The 24771-nt window shown below is 69.8% G+C and carries 24 protein-coding genes and 1 tRNA gene; 19 read left to right on the top strand and 6 right to left on the bottom strand.

From position 1 onward, the window contains the following. Positions 1 to 492: 492 nt before the first annotated feature. Positions 493 to 729: a hypothetical protein gene (locus BMY97_RS03890; RefSeq protein WP_091612422.1), complete on the bottom strand. Its 237-nt coding sequence runs from the start codon at positions 727 to 729 to the stop codon at positions 493 to 495. A 115-nt stretch (positions 730 to 844) separates the two neighbouring features. Continuing rightward, positions 845 to 1249 carry a tetratricopeptide repeat protein gene (locus tag BMY97_RS03885; RefSeq protein WP_177231159.1) on the bottom strand — a complete coding sequence of 135 codons (405 nt, stop codon included), beginning with the start codon at positions 1247 to 1249 and terminating at the stop codon, positions 845 to 847. Positions 1250 to 1322: 73 nt separating this feature from the next. On the opposite strand from BMY97_RS03885, the gene BMY97_RS03880 reads away from it, so the two are divergent. From BMY97_RS03880 to BMY97_RS03865, 4 genes are all read left to right on the top strand, one after another. After that, positions 1323 to 1793, top strand: coding sequence for a VOC family protein (locus tag BMY97_RS03880; RefSeq protein WP_091612420.1), 471 nt, complete (start codon positions 1323 to 1325; stop codon positions 1791 to 1793). 100 nt (positions 1794 to 1893) lie between these two features. Then, positions 1894 to 3180 carry a phosphopyruvate hydratase gene (eno, locus tag BMY97_RS03875; RefSeq protein ID WP_091612418.1) on the top strand — a complete coding sequence of 429 codons (1287 nt, stop codon included), beginning with the start codon at positions 1894 to 1896 and terminating at the stop codon, positions 3178 to 3180. 192 nt (positions 3181 to 3372) lie between these two features. Then, positions 3373 to 3735: a septum formation initiator family protein gene (locus BMY97_RS03870; protein WP_091612416.1), complete on the top strand. Its 363-nt coding sequence runs from the start codon at positions 3373 to 3375 to the stop codon at positions 3733 to 3735. Between the two features lie 237 nt (positions 3736 to 3972). After that, positions 3973 to 4494, top strand: a complete 522-nt coding sequence (locus tag BMY97_RS03865; RefSeq protein WP_177231182.1) for a DUF501 domain-containing protein — start codon at positions 3973 to 3975, stop codon at positions 4492 to 4494. Between the two features lie 41 nt (positions 4495 to 4535). Here BMY97_RS03865 and BMY97_RS48160 read toward each other — a convergent pair whose 3' ends face one another. Continuing rightward, the gene (locus BMY97_RS48160; protein ID WP_245787122.1) at positions 4536 to 5555 is read right to left on the bottom strand and encodes a hypothetical protein; all 1020 of its coding nucleotides are present in this window, start codon (positions 5553 to 5555) and stop codon (positions 4536 to 4538) included. 222 nt (positions 5556 to 5777) lie between these two features. Between BMY97_RS48160 and BMY97_RS03855 the strand changes: the two genes are divergently transcribed. The 8 genes from BMY97_RS03855 (at position 5778) to BMY97_RS03820 (ending at position 15453) form a co-directional block, all read left to right on the top strand. Next, positions 5778 to 6920 carry a lytic transglycosylase domain-containing protein gene (locus tag BMY97_RS03855; RefSeq protein WP_091612944.1) on the top strand — a complete coding sequence of 381 codons (1143 nt, stop codon included), beginning with the start codon at positions 5778 to 5780 and terminating at the stop codon, positions 6918 to 6920. A 17-nt stretch (positions 6921 to 6937) separates the two neighbouring features. Beyond that, a complete protein-coding gene (locus tag BMY97_RS03850; protein WP_091612407.1) occupies positions 6938 to 7891 on the top strand; it encodes a Ppx/GppA phosphatase family protein in 954 nt (317 codons plus the stop codon). 152 nt (positions 7892 to 8043) lie between these two features. Next, positions 8044 to 9678, top strand: coding sequence for a peptide ABC transporter substrate-binding protein (locus BMY97_RS03845; RefSeq protein ID WP_091612404.1), 1635 nt, complete (start codon positions 8044 to 8046; stop codon positions 9676 to 9678). A 94-nt stretch (positions 9679 to 9772) separates the two neighbouring features. Then, entirely contained in the window at positions 9773 to 10699 is a 927-nt protein-coding gene (locus tag BMY97_RS03840) for an ABC transporter permease (RefSeq protein ID WP_091612402.1), read from the top strand. Continuing rightward, the gene (locus BMY97_RS03835) at positions 10692 to 11645 is read left to right on the top strand and encodes an ABC transporter permease (RefSeq protein ID WP_091612399.1); all 954 of its coding nucleotides are present in this window, start codon (positions 10692 to 10694) and stop codon (positions 11643 to 11645) included. Before BMY97_RS03840 ends, BMY97_RS03835 begins: the two co-directional genes overlap by 8 nt. Positions 11646 to 11651: 6 nt before the next feature. After that, positions 11652 to 12653: an ABC transporter ATP-binding protein gene (locus BMY97_RS03830; RefSeq protein WP_091612395.1), complete on the top strand. Its 1002-nt coding sequence runs from the start codon at positions 11652 to 11654 to the stop codon at positions 12651 to 12653. Beyond that, entirely contained in the window at positions 12646 to 13644 is a 999-nt protein-coding gene (locus tag BMY97_RS03825; protein ID WP_091612392.1) for an ABC transporter ATP-binding protein, read from the top strand. Before BMY97_RS03830 ends, BMY97_RS03825 begins: the two co-directional genes overlap by 8 nt. An 84-nt stretch (positions 13645 to 13728) precedes the next feature. After that, positions 13729 to 15453 (top strand): S8 family serine peptidase, encoded by a 1725-nt coding sequence (locus BMY97_RS03820; protein ID WP_091612390.1) that lies wholly within the window; start codon positions 13729 to 13731, stop codon positions 15451 to 15453. 64 nt (positions 15454 to 15517) lie between these two features. On the opposite strand, the gene BMY97_RS03815 is transcribed toward BMY97_RS03820, so the two are convergent. Next, positions 15518 to 16444: an alpha/beta fold hydrolase gene (locus BMY97_RS03815; RefSeq protein WP_177231155.1), complete on the bottom strand. Its 927-nt coding sequence runs from the start codon at positions 16442 to 16444 to the stop codon at positions 15518 to 15520. A 130-nt stretch (positions 16445 to 16574) separates the two neighbouring features. Beyond that, the gene (locus tag BMY97_RS03810) at positions 16575 to 18071 is read right to left on the bottom strand and encodes a S10 family peptidase (protein ID WP_091612388.1); all 1497 of its coding nucleotides are present in this window, start codon (positions 18069 to 18071) and stop codon (positions 16575 to 16577) included. 72 nt (positions 18072 to 18143) lie between these two features. On the opposite strand from BMY97_RS03810, the gene BMY97_RS03805 reads away from it, so the two are divergent. The 6 genes from BMY97_RS03805 (at position 18144) to BMY97_RS03780 (ending at position 22987) form a co-directional block, all read left to right on the top strand. Beyond that, positions 18144 to 18833, top strand: a complete 690-nt coding sequence (locus BMY97_RS03805) for a uracil-DNA glycosylase (RefSeq protein ID WP_091612385.1) — start codon at positions 18144 to 18146, stop codon at positions 18831 to 18833. An 84-nt stretch (positions 18834 to 18917) separates the two neighbouring features. After that, positions 18918 to 20246 (top strand): NAD(P)/FAD-dependent oxidoreductase, encoded by a 1329-nt coding sequence (locus tag BMY97_RS03800; protein ID WP_177231181.1) that lies wholly within the window; start codon positions 18918 to 18920, stop codon positions 20244 to 20246. Positions 20247 to 20334: 88 nt separating this feature from the next. After that, positions 20335 to 20408 (top strand) — tRNA-Leu (locus BMY97_RS03795). Positions 20409 to 20781: 373 nt separating this feature from the next. Beyond that, the gene (locus tag BMY97_RS03790) at positions 20782 to 21657 is read left to right on the top strand and encodes a GNAT family N-acetyltransferase (protein ID WP_143086112.1); all 876 of its coding nucleotides are present in this window, start codon (positions 20782 to 20784) and stop codon (positions 21655 to 21657) included. Positions 21658 to 21957: 300 nt separating this feature from the next. After that, on the top strand, positions 21958 to 22545 hold the full coding sequence (locus BMY97_RS03785) for a TetR/AcrR family transcriptional regulator (RefSeq protein ID WP_091612376.1): 588 nt from the start codon (positions 21958 to 21960) through the stop codon (positions 22543 to 22545). A 25-nt stretch (positions 22546 to 22570) separates the two neighbouring features. After that, on the top strand, positions 22571 to 22987 hold the full coding sequence (locus tag BMY97_RS03780; RefSeq protein WP_091612374.1) for a Dabb family protein: 417 nt from the start codon (positions 22571 to 22573) through the stop codon (positions 22985 to 22987). A gap of 10 nt (positions 22988 to 22997) precedes the next feature. On the opposite strand, the gene BMY97_RS03775 is transcribed toward BMY97_RS03780, so the two are convergent. Next, entirely contained in the window at positions 22998 to 23945 is a 948-nt protein-coding gene (locus BMY97_RS03775) for an SDR family oxidoreductase (protein ID WP_091612371.1), read from the bottom strand. Positions 23946 to 24132: 187 nt separating this feature from the next. Between BMY97_RS03775 and BMY97_RS03770 the strand changes: the two genes are divergently transcribed. Beyond that, a complete protein-coding gene (locus tag BMY97_RS03770) occupies positions 24133 to 24660 on the top strand; it encodes a TetR/AcrR family transcriptional regulator (protein ID WP_218156669.1) in 528 nt (175 codons plus the stop codon). Positions 24661 to 24771 lie beyond the last annotated feature (111 nt).

Here is a 24771-nt window from a genome sequence, read left to right as displayed (position 1 = left end):
GGTTGGTCTGTTTCGTTTCGTGCCGGTCTGGGCCGGGTCCGCTTCGGTTCGCACCGACGTGGTCGGTCTGTTTCGGTTCACGCCGGCCTGGGTCGACCTGGCGTGGCCGGGGGCTTGTGCCCGCTAGCCCCGCTGTCGGTCGGCGGCCTCGGTTCTTGCCTGTGGGCCGTGGCTGGGGGCGGTCACTCCGTCCTCGCTTTCAGCCCGCGGCTCTGGCTCTTGCCTTGCGAGCCATGGAATGTCTGGCTTCGAGACCCCAGCTCACGCGCGCTGGCTCCGGTTGGTCTGCTCCGGTTCGCCCTGGCTTGGATCGGTCCGCGCGAGCTCGCGCGGACCTGGCGTGGCCGGGCTCGTGCCCGCTAGCCCCGCTGTCGCTCGGCAGTCCCGGTTTCTGTCTGCGGGCCGTGGCTCCGGCCTGCGATTTCCGGTCCATGCCTGTGGCCCCGGCTCTTGCCTTGCGGGCCGCAGCATTTCCGGCTTCGAGACCCCAGCTCAGGCGTGCGCCGTGATCCGAGTCCCGGCCGCGCCATGGGCCGCCTTGACCGCGTGTGCCGTGCCTGCCGGTGCCGGTCGAGCAGTCTTGACTGCGCGCACGGCCCTCGCCGACTGCGCCTGCTCGCGCGGCCCGGCGGGGAATCGGCCGTCGAGGTCCACAATCGCCGGTGCCAGCGACATCAGTACGAGAACCAGCAACCCGGCGCAGGCTCCGACCGTGGCGAGGATCGTCATTTCCGCCTCCTAGAACGAACTCGGTGACACCAGGTTCGCTCGCGGACCCCCGCCGCCGGATCGGTCATCCGGCCGACCCCGCCTGCCGGATGGCCAAATGGCCGACCGCCGAGGCTCAGCTGTCGCCGAGGGTTAGGCGGGCGTTGACTTCGCTGATGGCTTCCAGGTACTCCGGGACGGGGTTCATCGCGGACGCCATGCGGAGTTGCGCGAGCGCCTCGGCGAAGCGGCCGAGGCGCTGAAGCGTGCGGCCGAGCACGAAGCGCGCGTAGTGGTCCGTCGGATCCAGCTCGAGGACTCGGGTGAACGCTCGTTCCGCCCGGCGGAGCTGCGCGGAGTGGAAGTAGGCGCGGCCGGCCAGAAGCTGCACGCTCGGTTTGTCCTGCTCGTCGTCCAACAGGGGTTCGAGGGCCTTCAACGCGTCCAGGGGACGGCGGCGTTCGACCAGATCCTCGGCCCGCCGGAAGGCGTGGAACCGGGCCTCGCCGTTGGGCTCGGGTGCGGGTGCGGCGTCCGTCATGGTCACACCGACTTTACCCTGAACCGAGGGGGTTCCACGAGGCGTCGGAGGCGTCGTGATGGACTGTGCCGCCATGAGCAGCGAACAGGAGCCCGGCTACCTGGGGCTGGCGCCGTACCTCTATTACAGCGACGCGACAGCCGCACTGGCCTGGCTGACCAGGGTCTTCGGCTTCACCGAGGAAGTGCGGTTCGAGGACGCCTCCGGCGAGGTGTTCCAGGCGACGTTGTGCGCGGGCAACGGACGTGTCCAGCTGGCGGGCGTCGGTCCCGAATACTGGGCGGCCAAGGGGGTCGAGGGGCCCGTCGGGCAGCTCAACATCGTCTACGTCACCGACGTTGACGCCCAGTACGAGCGCGTCCGCGCCGCGCTCGGCGAGGAGCTCGAGCCCGAGCCGCCTCAGGACCAGCCCTACGGCGCGCGCGTGTTCACGGTCGCGGACCTCGGCGGCAACAGCTGGACGTTCTGGCAGCAGACGTCCGACACCGTCGAGCTGCCGTCAGGCTGGCGTGAAGTGCGGCCGGAAGACCACCCGGAACACTGAGCGGAACCGCTCCGGACCGGCCGTGCCTCCAACGGGTGAACGTGGCGGACGGCTACGCTGGGCGGCGTCACCGCAGGCACGACCCATTGAGGAGCATGGCGTGGCTCTCATCGAGCAGGTAGGCGCGCGCGAGATTCTCGACTCGCGCGGCAACCCGACCGTCGAGGTGGAGGTGGCACTCGACGACGGCACGCTGGCGCGGGCCGCCGTCCCGTCGGGGGCGTCCACCGGCGAACACGAAGCCGTGGAGCTGCGGGATGGGGACACCGGCCGCTACAACGGCAAGGGCGTCGAGCGCGCGGTCGCCGCGGTGCTCGACGAGATCGGCCCGGAGATGGTCGGCATCGAGGCCGTCGACCAGCGGATCGTCGACCAGAAGCTGGTGGACCTGGACGGCACGCCGGCCAAATCGCGCCTCGGCGCGAACGCGATCCTCGGGGTCTCGCTCGCCGTCGCCAAGGCCGCGGCCGACTCGGCGGAGCTGGAGCTGTTCCGCTACCTGGGCGGCCCGAACGCGCACGTGCTGCCGGTGCCGATGCTGAACATCCTCAACGGTGGCGCGCACGCGGACACCGACGTGGACATCCAGGAGTTCATGATCGCGCCGATCGGCGCCGAGTCGTTCCGCGAGGCCCTGCGCTGGGGCACCGAGGTCTACCACTCGCTGAAGTCGGTGCTGAAGGGCCGCGGCCTGGCCACCGGCCTCGGCGACGAGGGCGGCTTCGCGCCGAGCCTCGCCAACAACCGCGAGGCACTCGACCTGATCCTGCAGGCCATCGAAAAGGCCGGCTACACGGCGGGCCGCGACATCGCGCTCGCGCTGGACGTCGCTGCCACCGAGTTCTTCTCCGACGGCGCCTACACCTTCGAGGGCTCCAAGCGCAGCGCCGAGCAGATGTCCGCGTACTACGCCGAACTGCTCCGCGACTACCCGCTGGTGTCGATCGAGGACCCGCTGAGCGAGGACGACTGGGACGGCTGGGTGCAGCTCACCGCCGAGGTCGGCGACAAGGTCCAGCTCGTGGGCGACGACCTGTTCGTCACCAACCCGGACCGGCTCGAGGAGGGCATCACCCGCCGCGCCGCCAACGCGCTGCTGGTGAAGGTCAACCAGATCGGCACCCTGTCCGAGACGCTCGACGCGGTTTCGCTGGCCACCTCCTACGGCTACAAGTCGATGATGAGCCACCGCTCGGGCGAGACCGAGGACACGTTCATCGCGGACCTGGCGGTCGCCACCGGCGTCGGCCAGATCAAGACGGGTGCCCCGGCCCGCGGCGAGCGGATCGCGAAGTACAACCAGCTGCTCCGGATCGAGGAGACCCTCGCGGACGCGGCCCGCTACGCCGGCGACCTCGCCTTCCCGCGGTTCACCGCGGAGGCCTGATCGCGCATGGCCGACCGGGGGAGGGCGCGCGGCCGTCGCGGCGGCCGGGACGACGGGGGCAGGTCCAGCCGGGCCCGCCGTCCCGCTTCGGCCCGGCGCCGCACGGGCGCGGACAACGCGGAGACGACCAGGTCCCGGCTTCGCCGCGGGCTGGCCGCCAAACGCGCGTCCGGTGCCGCGAAGGTGCTCGGCATGTCCACCACGCGCCGGGCGGCCGTGGTGGCGATCGTGGTGTGCGCGCTCGCGTTCACCGTGGCCGTGCCGCTGCGCACCTACCTCAGCCAGCGCTCGGAGGTGCGTGACCAGGAGGCGCAGCAGTCGCAGCTGCAGCAGCAGGTCACGCAGCTTCAGGACCGCAAGGCGCAGCTGAGCGACCCGGCCCAGATCGAGGCCGAGGCCCGTCGCCGGCTTCGGTACGTGAAGCCCGGTGAGGCGCCGTACATGGTGCAGCTGCCCGAGGATCAGGCCGCGGCACAGGCGCCGCCGACGGGACCGCAGCCGGTTCCGCAGGGCTCTTGGTACGAGAAGCTCTGGGACCAGGTTTCGGGCGGTTGAGTTCTTCCTGGGCGCTTCGTGGCTCAGGTTCGGTGGACAGCGGGCCGGTCCGCGTGACAGATCGATGTCGCGGGCGGTCCGCTGTTTCGTGTCGTGAGTTCCCATGCGTCCGAGGCTAAGCGGGTCCGGAGGGGTGCCGGGCGGGTTCGGCCGAGTTGTCCACAGGGGAGGTCAGTTGTGGACAACTCGGGCCGAACAGCGGAGGTCCCGGCGGACCGGACACCTCGCGGCATTAACCTGGGACTCGTGAACAGCAGCACGGAAACACCCCGCTTCGAGCCCGTCACCGAGGTCGACCGGGAGGTCATCGCGGAGCAGCTCGGGCGGCCGCCGCGGGCGTTGCGCGCCGTCGCGGCGCGGTGCCCGAGCGGGCATCCGTCGGTGGTGCAGACCAGTCCGCGGCTGGAGAACGGGACGCCGTTCCCCACGCTGTACTACTTGACCTGCCCGCGGCTCAGCTCGCTGGTCGGCACGCTCGAAGCGTCCGGGATCATGAAGGAGATGACCGAGCGGCTCACCACGGACCCGGAGCTCGCGGCCGCCTACCAGCGCACGCACGACACGTACCTGGCCGAGCGTGACGCCATCGAGTCACTCGGCACTCAGGTGACGGCGGGCGGCATGCCGGGGCGCGTGAAGTGCCTGCACGTCCACCTCGCGCACACCCTCGCAGCCGGCCCGGGGGTGAACCCGTTCGGTGACGAGACGCTGGAATGGCTCCACGCCAACGGGTGGCCATCGGGCGACTGCGCCGAGTAACACCGCGCTCTCGTGCGCAGATAGTTCCGACGAGCGAGCATTTACTGCCTTCGTGGGTTCCCGTATGGGTGACCTCGGGCCAAGCTGAGTACGGAGTCTTCACACGAGCTGGGCGAGCATCGGACCACCATCGGGTGATCCGAGGAGGGGTTCGGGACATGCGGGCGCCACGCGGGATCAGGCACGTCGCCCGGCGAGCCCGCGCGTTGGGCCGGAAACCCCTGGACGGCGAGCCTTTGGCGAAGGCTGATGCCGCGGAGACTGAAATCCCAGCCGCGGCGGGAGCCTTGGACGCTGCGGCGTCCGAGGTCGCGGAGGTGGATGCGGTCGAGTCCGAGGTGGCGAGCGGGGCCATGGATGCCGAAGTCTCGGATGCCGAAGTCTCGGATGCCGAGGGTGATGCCGCCGACGCCGAAGCGGTAGACGCCGAGGTGGCGGATGACGAAGCTGCGGATGCCGAGGCGGCGGATGACGAAGCCGCAGATGCCCAGGTGGCGGATGCTGATGCGGCGGATGCCGAGATCGCCGATCTCGAGGCGGCGGATGCGGATGTAGCGGATGACGAAGCCGCGGATGCCGAGGCGGCGGATGACGAAGCCGCGGATGCCCAGGTGACGGATGCTGATGCGGCGGACGACGAGGTCGCCGATACCGAGGTGGCGGATGCTGAGGTGGCGGATGCCGAGATCGCCGATCTTGAGGTGGCGGATGCGAAGGCCGGGGATACCGACGAGGCCGAGGCTGGGGCCACGGGTGCCGAGGCGGCGGGGGCTGGGACTGCCGCTGTCGATGAGGGTGAGGCTCGGGTCGCCGTTGCTGATGCGGCGGGCACCGAGTCCGCTGAGGTTGACGTGGCCGGGACTGGGGTCGCGGGTGCTGCGGAGGCCGAAGCCGGAGCCGTGGATGCGGCCGGGGGTCTGGCCGTTGGGCTGATGGGTGCTGAGTACGGGGGTGTTCCTGCTGGTGGCGGGGCGGAGGCTGCGTCGGCGAGTGGCGTGGCTGGGCAAGAAGTCGTCGAGACCGGTGTGCAGCAGGAGCTGGACCGGCTTGAGGGCGAGCACGGACTCGAAGAGGGCGGGCAGGGACTCGAAGACGGCGGGCGCGGATTCGAACAGGGCGGGGAGAGTCGCGATGAGCGCGGGCAGAGAGTCGAAGAGGGTGGGCAGGGACTCGATCAGGGTGGGCAGGGACTCGAACAGGACGAGCAGAACCGCAGGCAGCCCGGCCCGAGACCCAGGCTGAGTCAACCCCGTCGTACCGGTGTGGCGGGGGCGCGGCGGTGGGTGCGGGTCACCGGGCGGAAGGCGCGGGTTCGGGGGCGGGGGTTCGGCGCTCGGCACCGGACGTTGGTCGCCGTGGTGGCTGGGGTGCTGGCGGTGGGGCCGGCGGCGGTGGGGGCGGGGGCGGTGGCCGCTTGGGTGGGGCGGATGCCGACTGTCCACACGCAGGACGCGGCGCTCACTGAGGGGTACGACCCGCGGAATCCGCAGGTCGAGCACGTTGCCGTGGACGGGAGTTTGCCGGATTCGCCGGTGCCGTTGCCGTTGCCCGCTTACGAGTTGCCGAATGGGCCGTTGGGGATTCCGGTCACCGCGCTTGCCGCGTACAAGAATGCTGCCGACGTGCTCGGCAAGGAACAGCCGGGCTGCCACATCGACTGGGCGCTGATCGCCAGTATCGGGCGGATCGAGTCCAACCACGCGCGCGGCGGGTACGTCGACGCGGCCGGGACCACGCTCGAGCCGATTCTCGGGCCCGAGCTCAACGGCACCGGGCCCTACGCGGCCATCCCCGACACCGACCACGGCCTCCTCGACCACGACACGGTGTGGGATCGCGCCGTCGGGCCCGCGCAGTTCATCCCCGCCACCTGGCGCACGTACGCGTCCGATGGCAACGGCGACGGCATCGCGGACCCCAACAACCTCTTCGACTCCTCCCTCGCCACCGGCCGGTACCTCTGCTCCGGCGGCCTCGACCTCGCCAACCCGGACCAGCTCCGCACCGCGATCTACCGCTACAACAACTCCGACGCGTACGTGAACACCGTGATCCTCTGGGCCGAGGCCTACCGCAACGGCGTCGCGCCCACCCCGGACAGTCAGGTCCCCGTCGGCGCGCCCAACGCGGCCGCGGTGCCGGGTCCGCCCGCCGTGCCGCCGCCGCCCGTGCCGCCGTCCACGCCGGGCACGCCGACGAGCGGCCCCAGCCTGCCGCCGTCCGGGAATCCCGGGAACAGCAGCTCGTCGAACCCCGGGACCAGCAGCAGCACACCGACCTGCGTCAGCAGCACCACACCAACAAGCACGACAACGACCACAACCACAACGACCACCAGCTTGCCGACGTGTGGCCAGCCGTCTTCCACGCCGCCCAGTGACGACAGCGCTCCACCCACCCCGACGAGCAACGCGCCCGGCAGCTAACCCGTAAAGTCGCAGCCATGCCTCGTGTTGCCGCGATCGACTGTGGGACCAACTCCATCCGCCTGCTCGTCGCCGAGCTGACGCCGCGCCACGACGGCACGGTGGACCTGCGTGACCTGCACCGGGAAATGCGCATCGTCCGGCTCGGGCAGGGCGTCGACGCCACCGGGCGGCTCGCGCCCGAGGCGCTGGAGCGCACCCGCGCCGCCCTCGCGGACTACACGATCGCCGCGCGGCGCAAGGGTGTCGAGAAGGTGCGGATGGTCGCCACGTCGGCCACGCGCGACGCGAGCAACCGTGACGAATTCTTCGCGATGACGCGCGAAACTCTCGGCGTCGAGGCCGAAGTGATCAGCGGCGACGAGGAGGCTCGGCTGTCCTTCACCGGCGCCGTCGGCGAGCAGGACCCCGACGACGGCCCGTTCGTGGTCGTCGACGTCGGCGGCGGCTCCACCGAGCTGGTGCTCGGCACCTGGGACGGGCGCCGGGCCGAGGTGCTCGCCGCGAAGTCCGTGGACATCGGCTGTGTGCGCATCACCGAGCGCGCGCTGAAGGGCGACCCGCCCACAGCGGCCGAGATCGCCCAGGCCCGCGAACTCGCCGACGGCGTGCTCGCCGAGGCCTTCGACGTGGTCGACGTGGCCAAGGCCCGCACCTGGATCGGGGTGGCCGGCACGGTGACCACGTTGTCAGCCGTCGCCCAGGGACTGCCGGAGTACGACTCCGAGCGCACGCACCTTTCGAAGCTCTCCCACGCGGACATCAACCGCCTCGCCGGCGAGCTGCTGGCGGCCGATCACGCCACCCGCGCGGCCAACCCGGTGATCCACCCGGGCCGGGTGGACGTGATCGGCGGAGGCGCGGTGATCGTGCAGGCGCTCGCCGACGGACTGGCCGCGCGCGGTGGTCCCGACCACTTGATTGTCAGTGAGCACGACATCCTGGACGGAATCGCCCTCGCTCTCACCTGAGCGGAGCAGCGCGGGCACAGTCGGTGATCCGTGCGACCTTGGTCGTGCTCTGCCCGGGTGACGGAAAGGGTTGTCACTCATTCGCAACACGCCGATCTGGTTACAAACCCCGCACTCCGGCTAACGTGCGTCTCACTTTTCGGGAACACGAGATGGAGTGGAACATGCGGCGTTCACGCAGGCTCTGGGGAGCTGCTGCGGTGGTGACAACCTTGTCATTGGTGCTGGCTGCGTGCGGGGGTGGCTCCGGCAGCAGCGGCTCGAGCGGTGAGGTGGATCCGAACGGCACTTTCACCGTCTACGGCACCGAGCCGCAGAACACGCTGATCCCCACGAACACGAACGAGCTCGGCGGCTCCAAGGCCGTCGACGCCATGTTCGCCGAGCTGGTCGCCTTCAAGGGCGAGAATGCCCAGCCGTACAACCAGATGGCCGAGTCGATCACCACGCCCGACTCCAAGGTCTACGACATCAAGATCAAGCAGGGCTGGAAGTTCCACGACGGCACCGAGGTCAAGGCGAAGAACTTCGTCGACGCCTGGAACTACGGCGCCTACGCCCCCAACGGCCAGATCAACACCGACTTCTTCTCCAACATCCAGGGCTACTCCGACGTCCACCCCGACGACAAGGCGGCGAAGCCGACCACGGACAAGATGTCCGGCCTGGTCGTCAAGGGCGACTACGAGTTCCAGGTGACGCTCAACGCCCCGTTCTCGGTCTTCGAGACCAAGATCGGCTACACGGCCTTCGCGCCGCTGCCCGACGCGTTCTTCAAGGACCCCAAGGCGTTCGCCGAGCACCCGATCGGCAACGGCCCGATGAAGTTCGTCAGCCGGACGCCGAACGCGGACATCAAGCTGACCCGCTTCGACGGCTACCAGGGCCAGGACAAGGTCAAGTTCAAGGACCTGGACATCAAGATCTACGCCAGCCAGGAGACCGCGTACCAGGACCTGCTGAGCAACAAGCTCGACTTCATCGAGACGCTGCCGCCGTCCGCGCTGGCCGGCAGCAAGTACAAGACCGACCTGAAGGACAACCTGGTCACCGGTCACCTGCTCGGCATCAGCACCATCGCGATCCCGTACTACGTGCCCGGGTACGACAACCTGGACCTGCGCAAGGCCATCTCGATGGCGATCGACCGGACGCAGATCACCAAGACCGTCATGAACGACACCTACGTGCCGGCCGACGGGTACATCTCGCAGGGCATCCCGGGTTACCGGCCCGGCGTCTGCCAGTTCTGCAAGTTCGACCCGACGCAGGCCAAGCAGCTGTTCGCGCAGTCCGGTTTCAAGGGCAAGCTGACCATCGCCTCGAACGCCGACGGTGGCCGCAAGGAGCCGCTGGTGGCCGCGTGCAACAGCATCAAGAACGTGCTCGGCGTCGAGTGCGACTTCGTGCCGGCCACGGACTTCGGCCAGTGGCGCAGCATCGTGACCGGGCACAAGCTGACCGGCATGGGCCGTTCGGACTGGTCCGCGGACTACCCGTCGATCGAGGACTTCTTGAACCCGATCTACAAGACCGGTGCTTCGTCGAACGACTCGGTGTACTCCAACCCGGCCGTGGACAAGCTGCTGGAGCAGGCCGACGCGACGCCCGACAAGGACGCCGCGGTGAAGATCTACCAGCAGGCCGAGGACCTCATCGCCAAGGACCTGCCGTCGATCCCGGTCTGGGACGAGAAGGGTGTCGCGGCCAAGTCGAAGCACACGAAGACCGTGGTGCTCGACTTCCGCCGTCGCGCGGACTACTCGTCCGTCGAGGTCACGAAGTGACGCGCTGATCACCGTCCCACCACCACGGCTCGTGGGTGGCTGTGCACTGGCACAGCCACCCACGAGCCCGGCGCGCACTCCTAGGAACTGACGCATGATTCGCTATGTCCTGCGACGCCTGCTCCAGCTGATCCCGGTGTTCTTCGGAGCCACCTTCCTGATCTACACGCTGGTGTGGGCCGTCCCCGGGGACCCGTTCTCCGGCAAATGCGGTCAGACCGCCTGCCCCCAGGCGTACATCGACCTGATGACCCAGAAGTTCCACCTCAACGACAACCTGATCGTCCAGTACTTCAAGTACCTGGGCAGCCTGTTCACCGGCGACTGGGGCGAGACCTTCAACGGCAACTCGGTCGGCGAGCTGATCGGCAACGCCTACCCCATCACGCTGCGGCTGGCGCTCGTGGCGGTGCTCATCGAGGCCGTGATCGGCCTGACCGCCGGCGTGCTCACCGGCTTGCGCGGCAAGGGTTTCCTCGACAACCTGGTGCTGGTCTCCACCACGTTCCTGATCTCGCTCCCGGTGTTCGTCACCGCGATCGTGCTGCAGATCGTGCTGGGCACCGAACTCGGCATCATCGACACGAGCGTCTCGGACAATCCCGGGTTCGGCGAGCTGATCGTGCCCGGCATCGCGCTCGGCAGCCTCTCGATGGCCTACATCGCGAGACTCACGAGAACGTCGATCGCCGAGAACCGGCACGCCGACTACATCCGCACCGCGATCGCGAAGGGCCAGCCGCGCAGCCGCGTGGTCGGCGTCCACCTGCTGCGCAACTCGGTGATCCCGGTGCTCACCTTCCTGGGCACCGACCTGGGCGCGCTGATGGGCGGCGCGATCGTCACCGAGGGCGTGTTCAACATCAACGGCCTCGGCGGGCTCATCTTCCGCGGCATCCAGAACCGGGAGAGCGCCACCGTCACCGGCGTGGTGGTCCTGCTGGTGCTGGTGTACCTGCTGATGAGCCTGATCGTGGACCTGCTCTACGCCGTTCTCGACCCGAGGATCCGTTATGACTGACCCCAACCTCGTCGGCGGCGGCGGGGTCGACGCGGCGGAGCTGTCGCGTATCGACGACTCGGCCGTCGCGGCGAAGAAGCCCCGCAGCCTGTGGTCCGACGCCTGGCGCCAGCTGCGCCGCAAGCCCGCCTTCGTGATCTCCGCGGTGATCATCGTGATCATCGTGGTGATCGCGATCGCGCCGGGCCTGTTCTCCCACCGGGACGCCGGTTTCACCGATCTGACCAAGGCCAACGAGGGCCCGTCGGGCGACGCCTGGTTCGGCTACGACAACCTCGGTTACGACGTCTACGCCCGCACCATCTACGGCGCCCGCGCGTCGCTGCTGGTCGGGGTGTTCGCGACGATCCTGACTGTCCTGTTCGGATCGCTGGTCGGCATCGTCGCGGGTTACTACGGCCGCCTGATCGACAGCCTGCTTTCGCGGCTGGGCGACATCTTCGCCGGGCTGCCGTTCGTGCTGGGCGCGATCGTCATCCTCACGACGTTCAACGCGCCCGGCTCGAACCCCGGCGCCGTCACGATCATCACGCAGGTGGTGTGCTCGATCGCCGTGCTGACCTGGCCGGTGGCCATGCGCATCATGCGCTCGGCGACGCTGGTCGCGAAACAGCTCGACTACGTCAAGGCCGCGCGGGCGCTCGGCGCGAGCACGCCGCGGATCGTGTTCCGGCACCTCCTGCCGAACACGCTCGCCCCGGTGCTCGTGTACGGCACGATCGCGCTCGGCGCGGCGATCGGCGCCGAGGCGACGCTGGCGTACCTCGGCATCGGCGTGCGGCCGCCGGTGGTCTCCTGGGGCGTGATGGTCAGCGACTCGCGCGACTACTTCCGGGCCGATCCGCACATGCTCCTGTTCCCCGGTGCGTTCGTCACCATCACCGTGCTCGCGTTCGTGATGCTCGGTGACGGTATCCGCGACGCGCTCGACCCGAAGTCGAGGTAGCAGTCGATGTCCGAAACAGAGAACGAGCTGCTGCTCGAGGTCGAAGACCTGCACGTCGAGTTCCGCACCTCCGACGGCGTGGCCAACGTGCTCAACGGCGTCAGCTATTCCGTGCACGCCGGCGAGACGCTGGCCGTGCTCGGCGAGTCCGGCTCCGGCAAGAGCGTCACCGCGCAGACGGTGATGGGCATCCTCGACGTGCCGCCCGGCGTGATCACCGGCGGCGCGATCCGCTACCGCGGCGAGGACCTGCTCACCGCCACCGAGGAGCGGCGGCGCGAGCTGCGCGGCGCGGAGATCGCGATGATCTTCCAGGACGCGCTTTCGGCGCTGAACCCGGTGTTCACCATCGGGTTCCAGATCGAGGAGCAGCTGCGCGTCCGGCAGGGGATGTCCAAAAAGGACGCCCGCAAACGCGCGATCGAGCTGCTCGACATCGTCCGGATCCCGGCGGCGGAGCGGCGGATCAAGGACTACCCGCACCAGTTCTCCGGCGGGATGCGCCAGCGCGCGATGATCGCGATGTCGCTGGCGCTGGACCCGGACCTGCTGATCGCCGACGAGCCGACCACCGCGCTGGACGTCACCGTGCAGGCCCAGATCATGGACCTGCTCTCGGAGATCCAGCGGGAACGGCGGATGGGGCTCATCCTCATCACGCACGACCTCGGCGTGGTCGCGGAGACGGCCGACCGGATCGCCGTGATGTACGCCGGCCGGATCGTGGAGCAGGCCGACGTGCGCGAGCTGTTCCGCGCGCCGGGGCACCCGTACACCTCGGCGCTGATGGATTCGCTGCCCCGGCTGGACTTGAAGGGGCAGACGCTCGAGACGATCAAGGGGCTGCCGCCGAGCCTGCTCGACATCCCGCCGGGCTGCCCGTTCCACCCGCGCTGCAAGCGGGCCGAGCAGCGCTGCTCGGAGGAGCGCCCTTCGTTGCACGGCTTGGGCTTCGGCCGGGTCAGTGCGTGTCACTTCGCCGAAGAGGTGGTGGAAAGCCGTGGTTGAGCCGATTCTCAGCGTCCACGACCTGGTGAAGCACTTCCCGGTGCGCCAGGGGGTGCTGTTCAAGCGCACGATCGGGCAGGTGAAGGCCGTCGACGGCGTGTCGTTCGACCTGATGCCGGGTGAGACGCTCGGCGTGGTCGGCGAATCCGGGTGCGGCAAGTCCACGCTCGCGCAGGTGCTGATGCGGCTGGAGGAGCCCACCTCGGGGTCGGCGACCTTCGAGGGCAAGGACCTGTTCGCGGTCCGCGGGGCGGAGTTGCGGCGGCTGCGCCGGGAGATCCAGATCGTCCTGCAGGACCCGTACACCTCGCTGAACCCGCGGATGACCGTCGGCGACATCGTCGGCGAGCCGTTCGAGATCCACACCGAGGTGGCGCCGAAGGGCTCGCGGGCGCAGAAGGTGCGGGAGCTGCTGGATGTGGTCGGGCTCAACCCCGAGCACCTGAACCGCTACCCGCACCAGTTCTCCGGCGGGCAGCGCCAGCGCATCGGCATCGCGCGGGCGCTCGCGCTGCGGCCCAAGGTGATCATCTGCGACGAGCCGGTGTCCGCTTTGGACGTCTCGATCCAGGCGCAGGTGATGAACCTGCTCGGTGACCTGCAAGGCGAGTTCGGGCTGTCGTACGTTTTCATCGCCCACGACCTGTCCGTGGTTCGTCACCTTTCCACCCGGGTTGCCGTGATGTACCTGGGAAAGATCGTCGAAGTCGGCACCGAGGACGAGATCTACGAGCGGCCCTCGCACCCGTACACGCAGGCGCTGCTTTCGGCCGTGCCGGTGCCGGACCCCGAGGTACGCGGGCAGCGGCAGGTCATCCGGCTGGAGGGCGACGTGCCCAGCCCGCTGGACCCGCCGTCGGGCTGCCGGTTCCGCACGCGGTGCTGGAAGGCGCAGGACGTGTGCGCGACCGAGGTGCCGGAGCTGGTCGCGCGCACCGACGGGCACCTTTCGGCCTGCCACTTCGCAGAGGCCAGGTCCGTCGTGCCGTGATTTTCCGGTTTCCTCCGCATGGCCGTTGCTGCGACGTGTGTCCGCTATGTACGTTGCGGTATCGGTTTTTCCTGAGGAGGACCAGTGAAAAGACCCAGACTGCTCGCCGCGGTGCTCGCGGTTCCCTTGATCGGCGCGGGGTCCGGCGTCGCCGTCCCGGCGGCGTCGGCCCAGCCGGCCGCCCTGTCCGGACCCACCACGGAGTTCACCGTGCTGGCGCGCGACGCCCAGGGGGTGGCCGCCGTGCAGCAGGCGGTCCGCCAAGCGGGCGGCACCGTCGTCGGGACCAACACCGCGGTCGGGCTGGTCACGGCCACCGCGCCCGCATCCGGCTTCACCGAGCGGATTTCGGCGAACCGCTCGGTGTTCGGCGCGGCGAAGGCGAAGTCGATCGGCTCCGCGCCCCGCGGCGGGAAGAAGGTGAAGCCGGACGCCGTGGAGAAGGAGGGCCGGGCGTCGGCCGGTGCTTCGGCCAAGAAACAGCCGGTCGGGACCGATCCGCTGGACGACCAGCTCTGGGGCCTCAAATCCGTCCGGTCCGACCTCGCGCGCACCGTTCAGCCCGGTGACAAGCGGGTGAAGGTGGGCGTGATCGACACCGGCGTCGACGGCAGCCACCCGGACATCGCGCCGAACTTCGACAAGGCCGATTCGCGCAACTTCACCAAGGACATCGTCGCCGACGTCAACGGGACCGTGGTGGACGGGCCGTGTGAGTACCGCGGCTGCGTCGACCCGGTCGACCACGACGACAACGGCCACGGCACGCACGTCGCCGCCACGATCGGCGCGGCGGCCAACGGGTTCGGCGTCTCCGGCGTCGCCCCGAACGTCTCGCTGGTGAACATCCGCGCGGGCCAGGACTCCGGCTTCTTCTTCCTCCAGCCGACCGTCGACGCGCTGACCTACGCCGGCGACGCGGGCATCGACGTGGTCAACATGAGCTTCTACGTGGACCCCTGGCTGTACACCTGTTCCGCGAACGCGGCCGACTCCCCGGCGGAGCAGGCCGAGCAGCGGACCATCATCGAGGCCACCAAGCGCGCGCTGGACTACGCGCACCGCAAGGGTGTGTCGATGGTCGTCGCGCTCGGCAACCAGCACGACGACCTGGCCGCGCCGCACGACGACGTCACCAGCCCGGACTACCCGAGCAACGCGACGCACCCGCGTCCGGTCGACAACGCTTCGTGCCTGTCGCTGCCGGTCGAAGGACCGCACACGATCGGCGTCGGCGCCTTCGGCCCGTCGCAGGCGAAGGCGGACTACTCCAACTACGGCACCGAGCAGATCTCCGTCTCGGCGCCTGGCGGCTACTTCCGCGACGGCTTCGGCACGCCGTGGTTCCGGACGGTGGAGAACGAGATCCTTTCGGCGTACCCGAAGAACGTCGGCGTGGCCGAGGGCAACATCGACGCGGCGGGCAACCTGACGCCCGCCGGCATCGCGCTCGGCGTGCAGAAGGCGACGGCGGCGGACGGGCGCGTCGGCTACTACCAGTGGCTGCAGGGCACGTCGATGGCCGCGCCGCACGCCACGGGCGTCGCCGCGCTGATCGTTTCGCAGTACGGAAAGCGCACCGGCGGCGACTTCGGGATGGACCCGGACGCGGTGCAGCGGGTCATCGAGGGCACGGCCTCCCCGATCGCCTGCCCGGTTCCCCGCACGGTCGACTACCTCGACGAGGGCCGCGACGCTTCGTTCACCGCCACCTGCGCGGGCGACGCGTCCTTCAACGGCTTCTACGGCCACGGCGGCGTCGACGCGTACTCCGCGGTGACGCACGGGGCTGCTTACCTGCGCAAGTAGCCGCGGGCGCGGAGCCTTCCGTCGGTGCGTGGCGGAAGGCCCCGCGTCGCGCTGTCCACATGCGTCAGCCCTGCGGCACGGCTGCTGCCGGGTTGACGCCGAGGAAGTCCCGCAGGATCGCGGTGAACCGCGCCGGCTGTTCCTCGGCCACGTAATGGCCGCAGTCGTCGACGACCACCTCGGTGACGTCGTCGGCCGCCAGCCGCATCGTCTCGGCGGCCATCGCGCCGCTGTACCGCGCGCCGCCGACGGCGAGCACCGGCTGCGTCAGCCGGGTCTTCTTGCGCCGCTCGTTCTGCGCGATCGTCTCGTCCAGCGCCCGGTAGTACCCGAAGCTCGCCCGCAGCCCGCGAGGATCCGCGGCGATCGCATCGACGTAGACGTCGACGGCGTACGCCGGGATCGCGTCCGGGGTGGCGGCCTTCTTGGCGAACTGGTAGCCGAAGAAGAGCCGCTCCCGCCCTCGGACCAGCTCCTCGTTGAGGTCGGTGAGCCGGTTGAAGCCGAAGTGCCAGAACCGCTGGCTGACCGCGGCCGGGCTGAAGACCGGCGGGGCCGGCGTGAGGCCGGGGATGATGGCGTCGACGACCGCGAGCCGGCCCACCCGCTCGGGGTGATCGGCGGCGAGGGCGTATCCGGTCCACATGCCGATGTCGTGGCCGACCACGTCGAACCGGTCGTGCCCGAGCGCGGCCATCAGCGCGACCAGATCGCCGGCCAGCGTGCCGGCGTCGTAACCGTCGTCGGGCTTGTCCGAGAGCCCGGCCCCGCGCGAGTCGACGGCGACGACGGTGTGCTCGCGGGCGAGCGCGGGCATCACTTCCCGCCAGGCGTACCAGGTCTGCGGCCAACCGCCCACCAGCAGCAGCGGCGGGCCTTCCCCGCCGGTGACCGCGTGCAGCCGCAGCCCGTCCAGCTCCACGAGCCGGCTGGTGAAAACGTCGGTGAACCCGTCCGGCAGCCGCAGCGAGCCCAGGCTTGCCGTGCTCATCGTGGAACGATCAGTCCAACTTGTCATGCCGACTACCCTACACATCTTGAAACGATCGGTGCAAGATGTGTAGGGCTGCCTGTGAACGCGGCCGGGCGGGTCCGGCCCGGCCGCGTTCACGGGCGGAGCGCTAGCGGTTCGACGCCTTCTTCACGAAGTCCGCGAGGTCCTTCGCCTGCTGTACTCGCGTCGGCTCGTGGACGTACATCATGTGGCCCGCCGGGTAGTAGGCCGTGTCGATGTTCTCGCGCAGCTCGTCCGGGATCTTCAGCTGGGCCAGCACGTGCTCGGAGGCGAAGTAGGCCGTCGCGCCGTCGTAGTGGCCGAAGGCGACGTGGACCCGCAGGTGCGGGTTGGCCCGCATCGCCGCGCTCACCGCGTCCACAACGGACACCGAACGGCCTTCGAACTCCTTGTACGACCACGCCTGGTTCGTCTCGTGCGAAAGGATCTCGTACGGCAGGTCGTTCTGGTAGCCCAGCTCGGCGCGGATGTAGTGGTTGAACGCCGCCGAGTAGGCGCCGATGATGCGCGAGATCGACGGGTCGTCGCTCATGTGCTCGCGCCCGCCGTCGGTCTCCCAGGTGGTGAAGCGGCCGTCCATCCGGCCGACGGTCAGGCCCCGGTCGCGCAGCAGCTCGGTGAAGAAGCGCACGTGCTCGATCCGCAGGTTGACCCGGTCCACATAGGACTCGCTCAGGCCGGTCAGCGACGCCAGCGTGGCCACGGCCTCGGCTCGGTCCTGAGTGGACAGCCGGGCCCCGCGCGCGAGCGCCCACGGCAGCTCCTTCGCCGCGAAGTCCTCGGCGTCGGCCAGCACGTCGTCGAGCGGGCGGTCGCCGTGCAGGCCGTGGTAGTGCGCGATGGCCGCGTACGTCGGCACGAACAGCGAGTACGGCAGGTCGTTGCCCTCGTGGAAGCGCAGGGTGCCCATGTCCAGCACGGACGAGATGAGCAGCAGCCCGTTCAGGTACAGGCCGAAGCGCTCCTGGAGGAGCCCGGCCAGCCCGGCCGCGCGAAGCGTGCCGTACGACTCGCCGGCCAGGAACTTCGGCGACAGCCAGCGCTCGTTGCGCGAGACCCACAGCCGGATGATCTCGGCGACCGAATCGAGGTCGCCCTGGAAGCCCAGGTAGTCCTTCGGTTCCCCGCCGTCGACCGCGCGCGAGTAGCCCGTGGAGACCGGGTCGATGAACACCAGATCGCTGTGCACCAGCAGGCTTTCGGCGTTGTCCTCGAGCCCGTACGGCGGCGGCACGAGGTCGTCGACGTCACCGGAGAGCACCCGGCGCGGGCCGAGCAGGCCCATGTGGAGCCAGATGCTGGACGAGCCGGGGCCGCCGTTGAACGCGAACGTCACCGGACGCGTGCCCGGTTCGGCGTCGTCGAGCGTGTACGCGGTGAGGAAGACCTCGGCCTTGGGCTTGTGGCCGGCGGACTTGCCGTCCTTGACGACCTCCTGGCGCAGCACGACGCGTCCGGCCTGGGCGGTATAGGCGAGTTTTCGGCGCTTGACCGTGAGGGTGTGCTGGGTGGTGACGAGGTCGTCGACGGGGTCCGGGGCGGTGTCCGCGGCCGCCGGCCTCCCGGTCTTGTCTTCTGGCTCTTCGGGAGTGGTGTCCGACATGGTCTCCAACCTAGCCGCAGTGGTGTGGGAAGGTGGCCGGATGCAGTGGCCGGCATGGGTTGCCGAGGCGCGATGACGGGCCCGCTCGCGGAGCTGGACGCCGCCGTGACCGGGTGCCGCGCGTGCCCGAGGCTGGTCGCGTGGCGGGAGGAAGTCGCCGTCACCAAGCGCGCGGCCTTCGCGGGCCAGGAGTACTGGGCGCGGCCGGTGCCCGGGTTCGGGGCGGCGGACGCCGCGCTCGCCGTGGTCGGGCTGGCACCCTCGGCGCACGGTGCGAACCGGACCGGGCGGATGTTCACCGGCGACCCGTCCGGGGACTTCCTGTTCCGCGTGCTGCACGAAGTCGGCCTCGCCTCCCAGCCGACGTCCACCGGCCGCTGCGACGGGCTCACGCTGCGCGGCACGCGGCTCGTCTCGCCGGTGCGCTGCGCGCCGCCGGGGAACAAGCCGACGCCGGCCGAGCGGGACACCTGCCGGCACTGGCTCGCGGACGAGCTGGCGCTGCTGCGCCCGACGCTGCGCGCCGTGGTCGTCCTCGGCGCGTTCGGCTGGCAGGCGCTGCTGCCGGTGCTCGCCGCGGCGGGCTGGCCCGTGCCCGCGCCGCGCCCGGCGTTCGCGCACGGCGCCGACGTCCGGCTCGGCGGGCTGCGCCTGTTCGGCTGCTACCACGTGTCCCCGCGCAATGTCCAGACACGGCGTGTGAGTCACGCCATGGTGGGTGACGTTTTCACCGCCGCGGCCGCGGCCGCCGGGCTCATCTGAATCGTTGTGGCCTGCGTGGCGACGCTGGTCACAGCGGGGCGGGGTACCCGAGCGACACGGGCGCGGAGGTGGGACTATATGAGCATGGCTGCTGCGAAGTCGGAACCGACTCGGATCCTCGTCCTGGGTGGTGGATACGTCGGCCTGTACACCGCGTACGGGCTTCAGAAGATGCTGCGCGCCAACGAGGCCTCCGTGACCGTCGTTGACCCCCAGCCGCACATGACCTATGCCCCGTTCCTGCCCGAGGCGGCGGCCGGCGCGATCGAGCCGCGGCACGTGGTCGTGCCGCTGCGCCGCGTGCTCAAGCGCTGCCATGTGCTCACGGCGCGGGTCACCAAGATCGAGAACGACCGCAAGTCCGTCACGGTCGAGGCCGCCGACGGCCACATCGAGGCGCTGAACTACGACATCCTCGTGGTCGCCCTCGGCGCCGTCGCGCGCATCCTCCCGATCCCGGGCCTGGTCGAGCAGGGCATCGCCTTCAAGACCATCGGCGAGGCCATCTACCTGCGCAACCACATCATGACCAAGCTCGACGAGGCAGCCAGCACGCTCGACCCCGAGCTGCGCAAGCGCCTGCTCACGTTCACCGTGGTGGGCGGCGGCTTCGCCGGGATCGAGGCGCTGGCCGAGCTCGAGGACATGACCCGGTTCGCGGTGGAGAACTACTACCCGAACATCAAGCCCGCCGACATCCGCTGGGTGCTGGTCGAGGCCGCCGGGCGGATCCTGCCCGAGGTCCGCGAGACTCTGGGCGTGTACACGGTGCAGCAGCTGGAGAAGCGCGGCATCGAGGTGTACCTGGCGACCGCCGCGAAGTCGTTCGAGAACGGCCACGTGGTGCTCTCGGACGGCACCGAGTTCGACACCGAGACGCTCATCTGGACGGCCGGCGTGAAGGCCAACCCGGTGCTCGCCGAGTCGGACCTGCCGCTGGACAAGCGCGGCCGCCTCGAGGCCACCGCCGGCCTGCAGGTCGTCGGTCACCCGGACGTCTGGACCGCGGGCGACAACGCCGCCGTGCCGGACCTCTCCCGCACCGAGCAGGACCCGACGGCCACCTGCCCGCCGAACGCGCAGCACGCGGTGCGCCAGGCGCGCGTGCTGGCCAAGAACATCATCAAGGTGATCCGCGGCGGCCAGCCGAAGGACTACTACCACAAGAACCTCGGCGCCGTCGCCAGCCTCGGCCTGCACAAGGGCGTCGCCGACGCCCTGAACCTCAAGATCAAGGGCTTCCCGGCCTGGCTGTTCCACCGCGCCTACCACCTCAAGGCGATGCCCACCTGGAACCGCAAGATCCGCATCCTCTTCGACTGGATGCTGGGCGGCCTGTTCCGCCGCGAGGTCATCTCCCTCGGGCAGATCAACAACCCGAAGGAAGAGTTCGACCGGGTTTCCAAGGGCTGAGCCCCCCGGCTGGGTCTTTGTGGCCGGGCTACCGCGTTTCCGCGGTGGCCCGGCTTTTTTGCCGCGGGGGCCCGCTAAGGTGTGCGGTGCCCCCGTAGCCCAACTGGCAGAGGCAGTCGACTTAAAATCGACCCAGTGCGGGTTCGAACCCCGTCGGGGGCACGTACAGCATCCACACGAGGCTGGGTGCATTTCGTCGGGCACGGCTCGTCATGAGCGCCAGCTCGCGCTCGGTCACCAGGGTTTGTCACGGTTGCGATGGCGTTGGTCATCGGGCTCACGTTCCTGTTTGGCTTCGGGCACGTGTTGAAGGTTGTTCGTCCCTCCTCGGGGAGCACCACGCGAACCGTGCGGCGATCGTGTTCGCGACACCGCCGTTCGTTCGGGAGAAAAGCCTTATGGGCATGGGAAAGAAGCTGGCCGCGGCGACACCCACCGGGAGGCGGGCTGGCCGAGTGAGGAGTCGGCCGCCGGGGCAACGTCGTTCTACTGTGGACACTGCAAAGGGTCCTGACCGGAGACGGGGGTTTGTCCAGTGAGTGAGGTTCGTCGGATCGTGCTGGATCATTCGCGGGTCAGGCCGGGATCGACGTTGCGGCCGATCTCGCGGTTCGTGGTGGAGCGCGATGGGGTCGAGCAGGCGTCGGTGGTGCTGGGGCGGGCGGAGATCTTCGAGCGCGAGCCCCTCGAGTACGCGGTGGCTCGGCTGTCCTGGGCGGACGGCGGGCTGGGGGACGCGCGGGCCGTGGTGGCCGCGGCCGTGGGCTCGGCCCCGCCGGGGATTCCGGTCTATCTGCCGGTCAGCGCCGCGGTGAGCGCTGACCACGCCGCTCGCCGCGACGTCGCGCTGGCGTGCGGGTTCGAGTTGTTCCAAGAGAAAGAGGGCTTCCGGTGGGCCGACACCGGCCAAGCGCTGCCCGAACCCGCCGGCCTGCGGCTGGAGCCGATGTCGCGGATCGGGCCGGAGGCGTTCGTCTCCGTGCTCGGACGGTGTGTGGCCCAGACCCTGGACCGGACCGACGCCTTGGTGTTCGGCCGGCAGCAGCCCCGGCAGTGGGCCACCACATTCCTGAACCACCACGCTTCCGCCGCGGACGCCCAGTCGTGGCTGTACGCCGAGACGACCGGCGGTGCGCCCGTGGGCTTCGTGGGGCTGGCGCAACGGGAAGGTGATCCCGAGGTGGGCACGATCGTGCTCATCGGGGTCCTGCCGGAACAGCGCGGTCACCGTTATGTGGACCGGCTTCTGACGGCGGCCTACCGCGCCGCCCGCGCCCGCGGCTTCGTGGCGGTGCGATCCCTGGTCGATGTGGACAACCACCCGATGATGGCGGCGATGCGCCGCTCCGGCGCGGACCCCGACGCGGATCCTTGGCACGGCTGGCTGTTCACCTCGGCCCGTGACGCATAACGCCGACACCGGCCGAGGTCGGGCCGCCTGCCGGTAGACCACGCCGTCCGCGACCGGATCGGGGCCGACCATCGCCATGTCCGGCCGTACCCGGTAGCTGCGCTCCACCGCGCCAAGCGCCCGTTTCTCGGCCACCACCTCCAGCCCGCCGGCGTCGGCCAGCGCGGCGATCTGCCGGTACATCGTCGCGGTGCCGAGGCCCGTCGCGTAGGCGTTCATCGTGGCCGAGCAGCTTGACAGCGTTCCGACGTGAGCAGATACTAACGACGTTAGGAATTCTAACGACGTTAGGAGTAGGTCATGGGCCGGCGGGAAGAGGTGCGCCGGCGGACGTTCGACGAGATCTTGTCGGCCGCGAGCCGGGTGGCGGAGCTGGAGGGGTGGCCGGCGGTGACGATCCGGCGGATCGCCGGTGAGATCGGCTACAGCGCGCCCGTGATCTACCAGCATTTCGAGAACAAGGACGCGGTGCTGCACGCCGTCCTGGAGCGGGGCAACGCGGCGTTGCTGGGGCAGATGCGGGACGCGGTGGACGCTGGCCCGGCCGCCGAGGGCGTGCGGCTCGCGGCGGTCGCCTATCTCGAGTTCGCCCGGTCCCAGCCCGGCCTCTACCAGTTGATGGCCGGCTCGCCCGGTGCGGTGGTGGACCCGGTCGCCCGGCACCGGGCCGCCACAGAGGTGATCGAGTTGACCGGGCAGGTCATCGAGCGGTGGGCGGCCGCCGAATCGGTGCGCCTGCACAGCGTCGAGGACGCCTGCGACCTCCTCTGGGCCACGACACACGGCCTGACCGGCATCGGTTCGCTCGCGGACGTCGGATTCGACCGCGCGCTGCGCTTGGCCGATCAGGCGGTGGCCGCCCTGCTCGCCTATTGGTCGGCTCCCTGACCGCTTTCACCACGAGGAGAGAACCATGATCTACCACCACAACCGGATCGTCTTCAAAACGAGTGCGACCGACGAACAGCGCGCGGAAGCCCTGGCGAGCCTGCGCAACCAGGGTGAGAAAATCGACGCGGTGACACGTTACGTCGTCGGCAAGGACATCGGTGGCGAATACGAATACGGCGCCGTTTTCGCCATCGAAGACCTGAAGGGGTACTGGGAATACCTGACGGCTCCGTCGCACGCGCACACCGACCGCATCGGCCTGCCGCTGGTGGAGAAATTCGTCTCCTACGACACCACCGACAGCGACGATCCCGAGATCGCCGAGAAGATCGCCGAACTGCACGCGCGCCGCTATTCCGGCAATCCCGCGCTCGCCAAACTCGTCGCCGACCTGCCTTCGTACAGCGGCAGCAGCGCCCCGGCCGGACAACCCGGCTGAGCTCGCCCGCTCAGTTGTGCGGCCGCAACCAGACCTCTTCGGCGCGGGCGCTGGCCTCCGGCGTGAAGTAGTCGCCGGTCCTGAGGTCCTCCAGCAGGGTCGGGTGCTCCGGCACCCAGCCCAGCTGCGCCCGGGTGTGCTCGCTGGAGACGGGCACGTCCAGGGAGAAGAACTTGGCCAGGAACGGGTTTCCGAGATGCTCGCCGGCCTCCTCGAGGGTCAGTGAAACGGCGGGGATGTCGAGAATCCGCCCGATCTGCTCGGCGACGCTCTTGATCGTGACGGCACTCTCGCCGGCGCCGTGCAACACGCTCCCGGCGGGGGCTTTCTCCAGTGCCAGGCGGAAAAGAGCGGCGGCGTCGAAGCGGTGGACGGCCGGCCAGCGATTCGCGCCGTCACCGATGTAGGCCGAGACGCCCGCCCGGCGCGCGCCCGCGATGAGGGCCGGGATGAACCCGTAGTCGCCGGGGCCGTGCACGGTCGGCGCGAGCCGGACGACGCTGGCGCGCACTCCCCGGCCGGCCAGGTCCAGGCAGGTCTGCTCGCTCCGGATCCGGAAGGCGGCGACCGAATCGGGGTCCGGCGCGTCCAGCTCGGTGCTGACCCGGCCCGCCCTCGCCACCAGCGTGCCGGACGTGACGACGAATGGACGGCCGGACCCCTCGAGCGCCTGCCCGATCGCCTCGATCGCCGTGCAGTCGCGGCGGATGAGGGCTTCCGGGTCGGCGTAGTCGCCGCCGTAGGCCATGTGCAGGACGCCGTCGGCGGCTTCGGCGCCGCGGCGCAGGCTGTCGAGGTCTTCGACGGAGCCGCGGTGCGGGGTGGCGCCCAATGACTCCAGCCGGGAGGCGGCGGCGTCCGAGCGGGCCAGGCCGGTGACGGTGTGGCCGGCCGCGACGAGCCCGGCGACGACTGCGGGGCCGGTCTGGCCGGAACCGCCGGTGACAAAAACGTGCATCAAGCACTCTCCTTGTTTACGCCAGTGACTGGCACTACGGCGCTGACTCTACGCGTAGCGCCAGTGACTGGCGCAACGTGACGCCAGTCACTGGCGCTACGGAGTGCCCGCGGCCGGCGCGCACGGGTAGTGTCAGGGGGTGCCACGAAGCGGAGCAGACGCGCGTCGCCGCCTTCAGGAGGCGGCCATGGAGTTGTACCGGGAAAACGGGTTCGACCAGACCACCACGGCCGAGATCGCCGCACGGGCCGGGGTCAACGAGCGCACGTTCTTCCGGCACTTCCCGGACAAGCGCGAAGTCCTCTTCGGCAGCGAAGGCGAACTGCGCACGACGATGACGCAGGCGGTGGCCGAAGCGCCCGATGGCTTGCAGCCGTTCGAAATGCTGCTTCGCGCCTTCCGTCAGGCCGGGAAGATTCTCGAGCGCAACCGGCCGTTCTCGGAGCCGCGCTTGGAAATCATCGCGGCGACGCCGGCGTTGCGCGAACGCAATCTGGCCAAGGCCGCGTCGCTCGCCGAAGCGCTGGCCGAGGCGCTGCGTCAGCGCGGCGTCGCCGACCGGTTGGCCAGTCTGGCCGCGCACGTCGGCTGGGCCACCTACCACGAAGCCGCCCAGGCCTGGATCGACGATCCTGCCCAGGGCCTGGACCGGAACCTCTTGCGGGCGTTCGACGATCTGCGCACGCTCTCCGCCGACCCGTTCGCCGAAGGCTGACTGCGGCAAGCGCGTGAACCCTTGTCCGGAACGAGCCAGAACCGGGCGGATTCCTTCAACGCGGGCCCCGGGTTTCCTATCCTGACCGGACCTTCGGTGCGTGGAGAGGGA

Source organism: Amycolatopsis saalfeldensis, assembly GCF_900110575.1.
GTDB lineage: Bacteria > Actinomycetota > Actinomycetes > Mycobacteriales > Pseudonocardiaceae > Amycolatopsis > Amycolatopsis saalfeldensis.
Note: the sequence above shows the minus strand (reverse complement) of the source record. Positions and strands in the feature narration are given on the sequence as shown.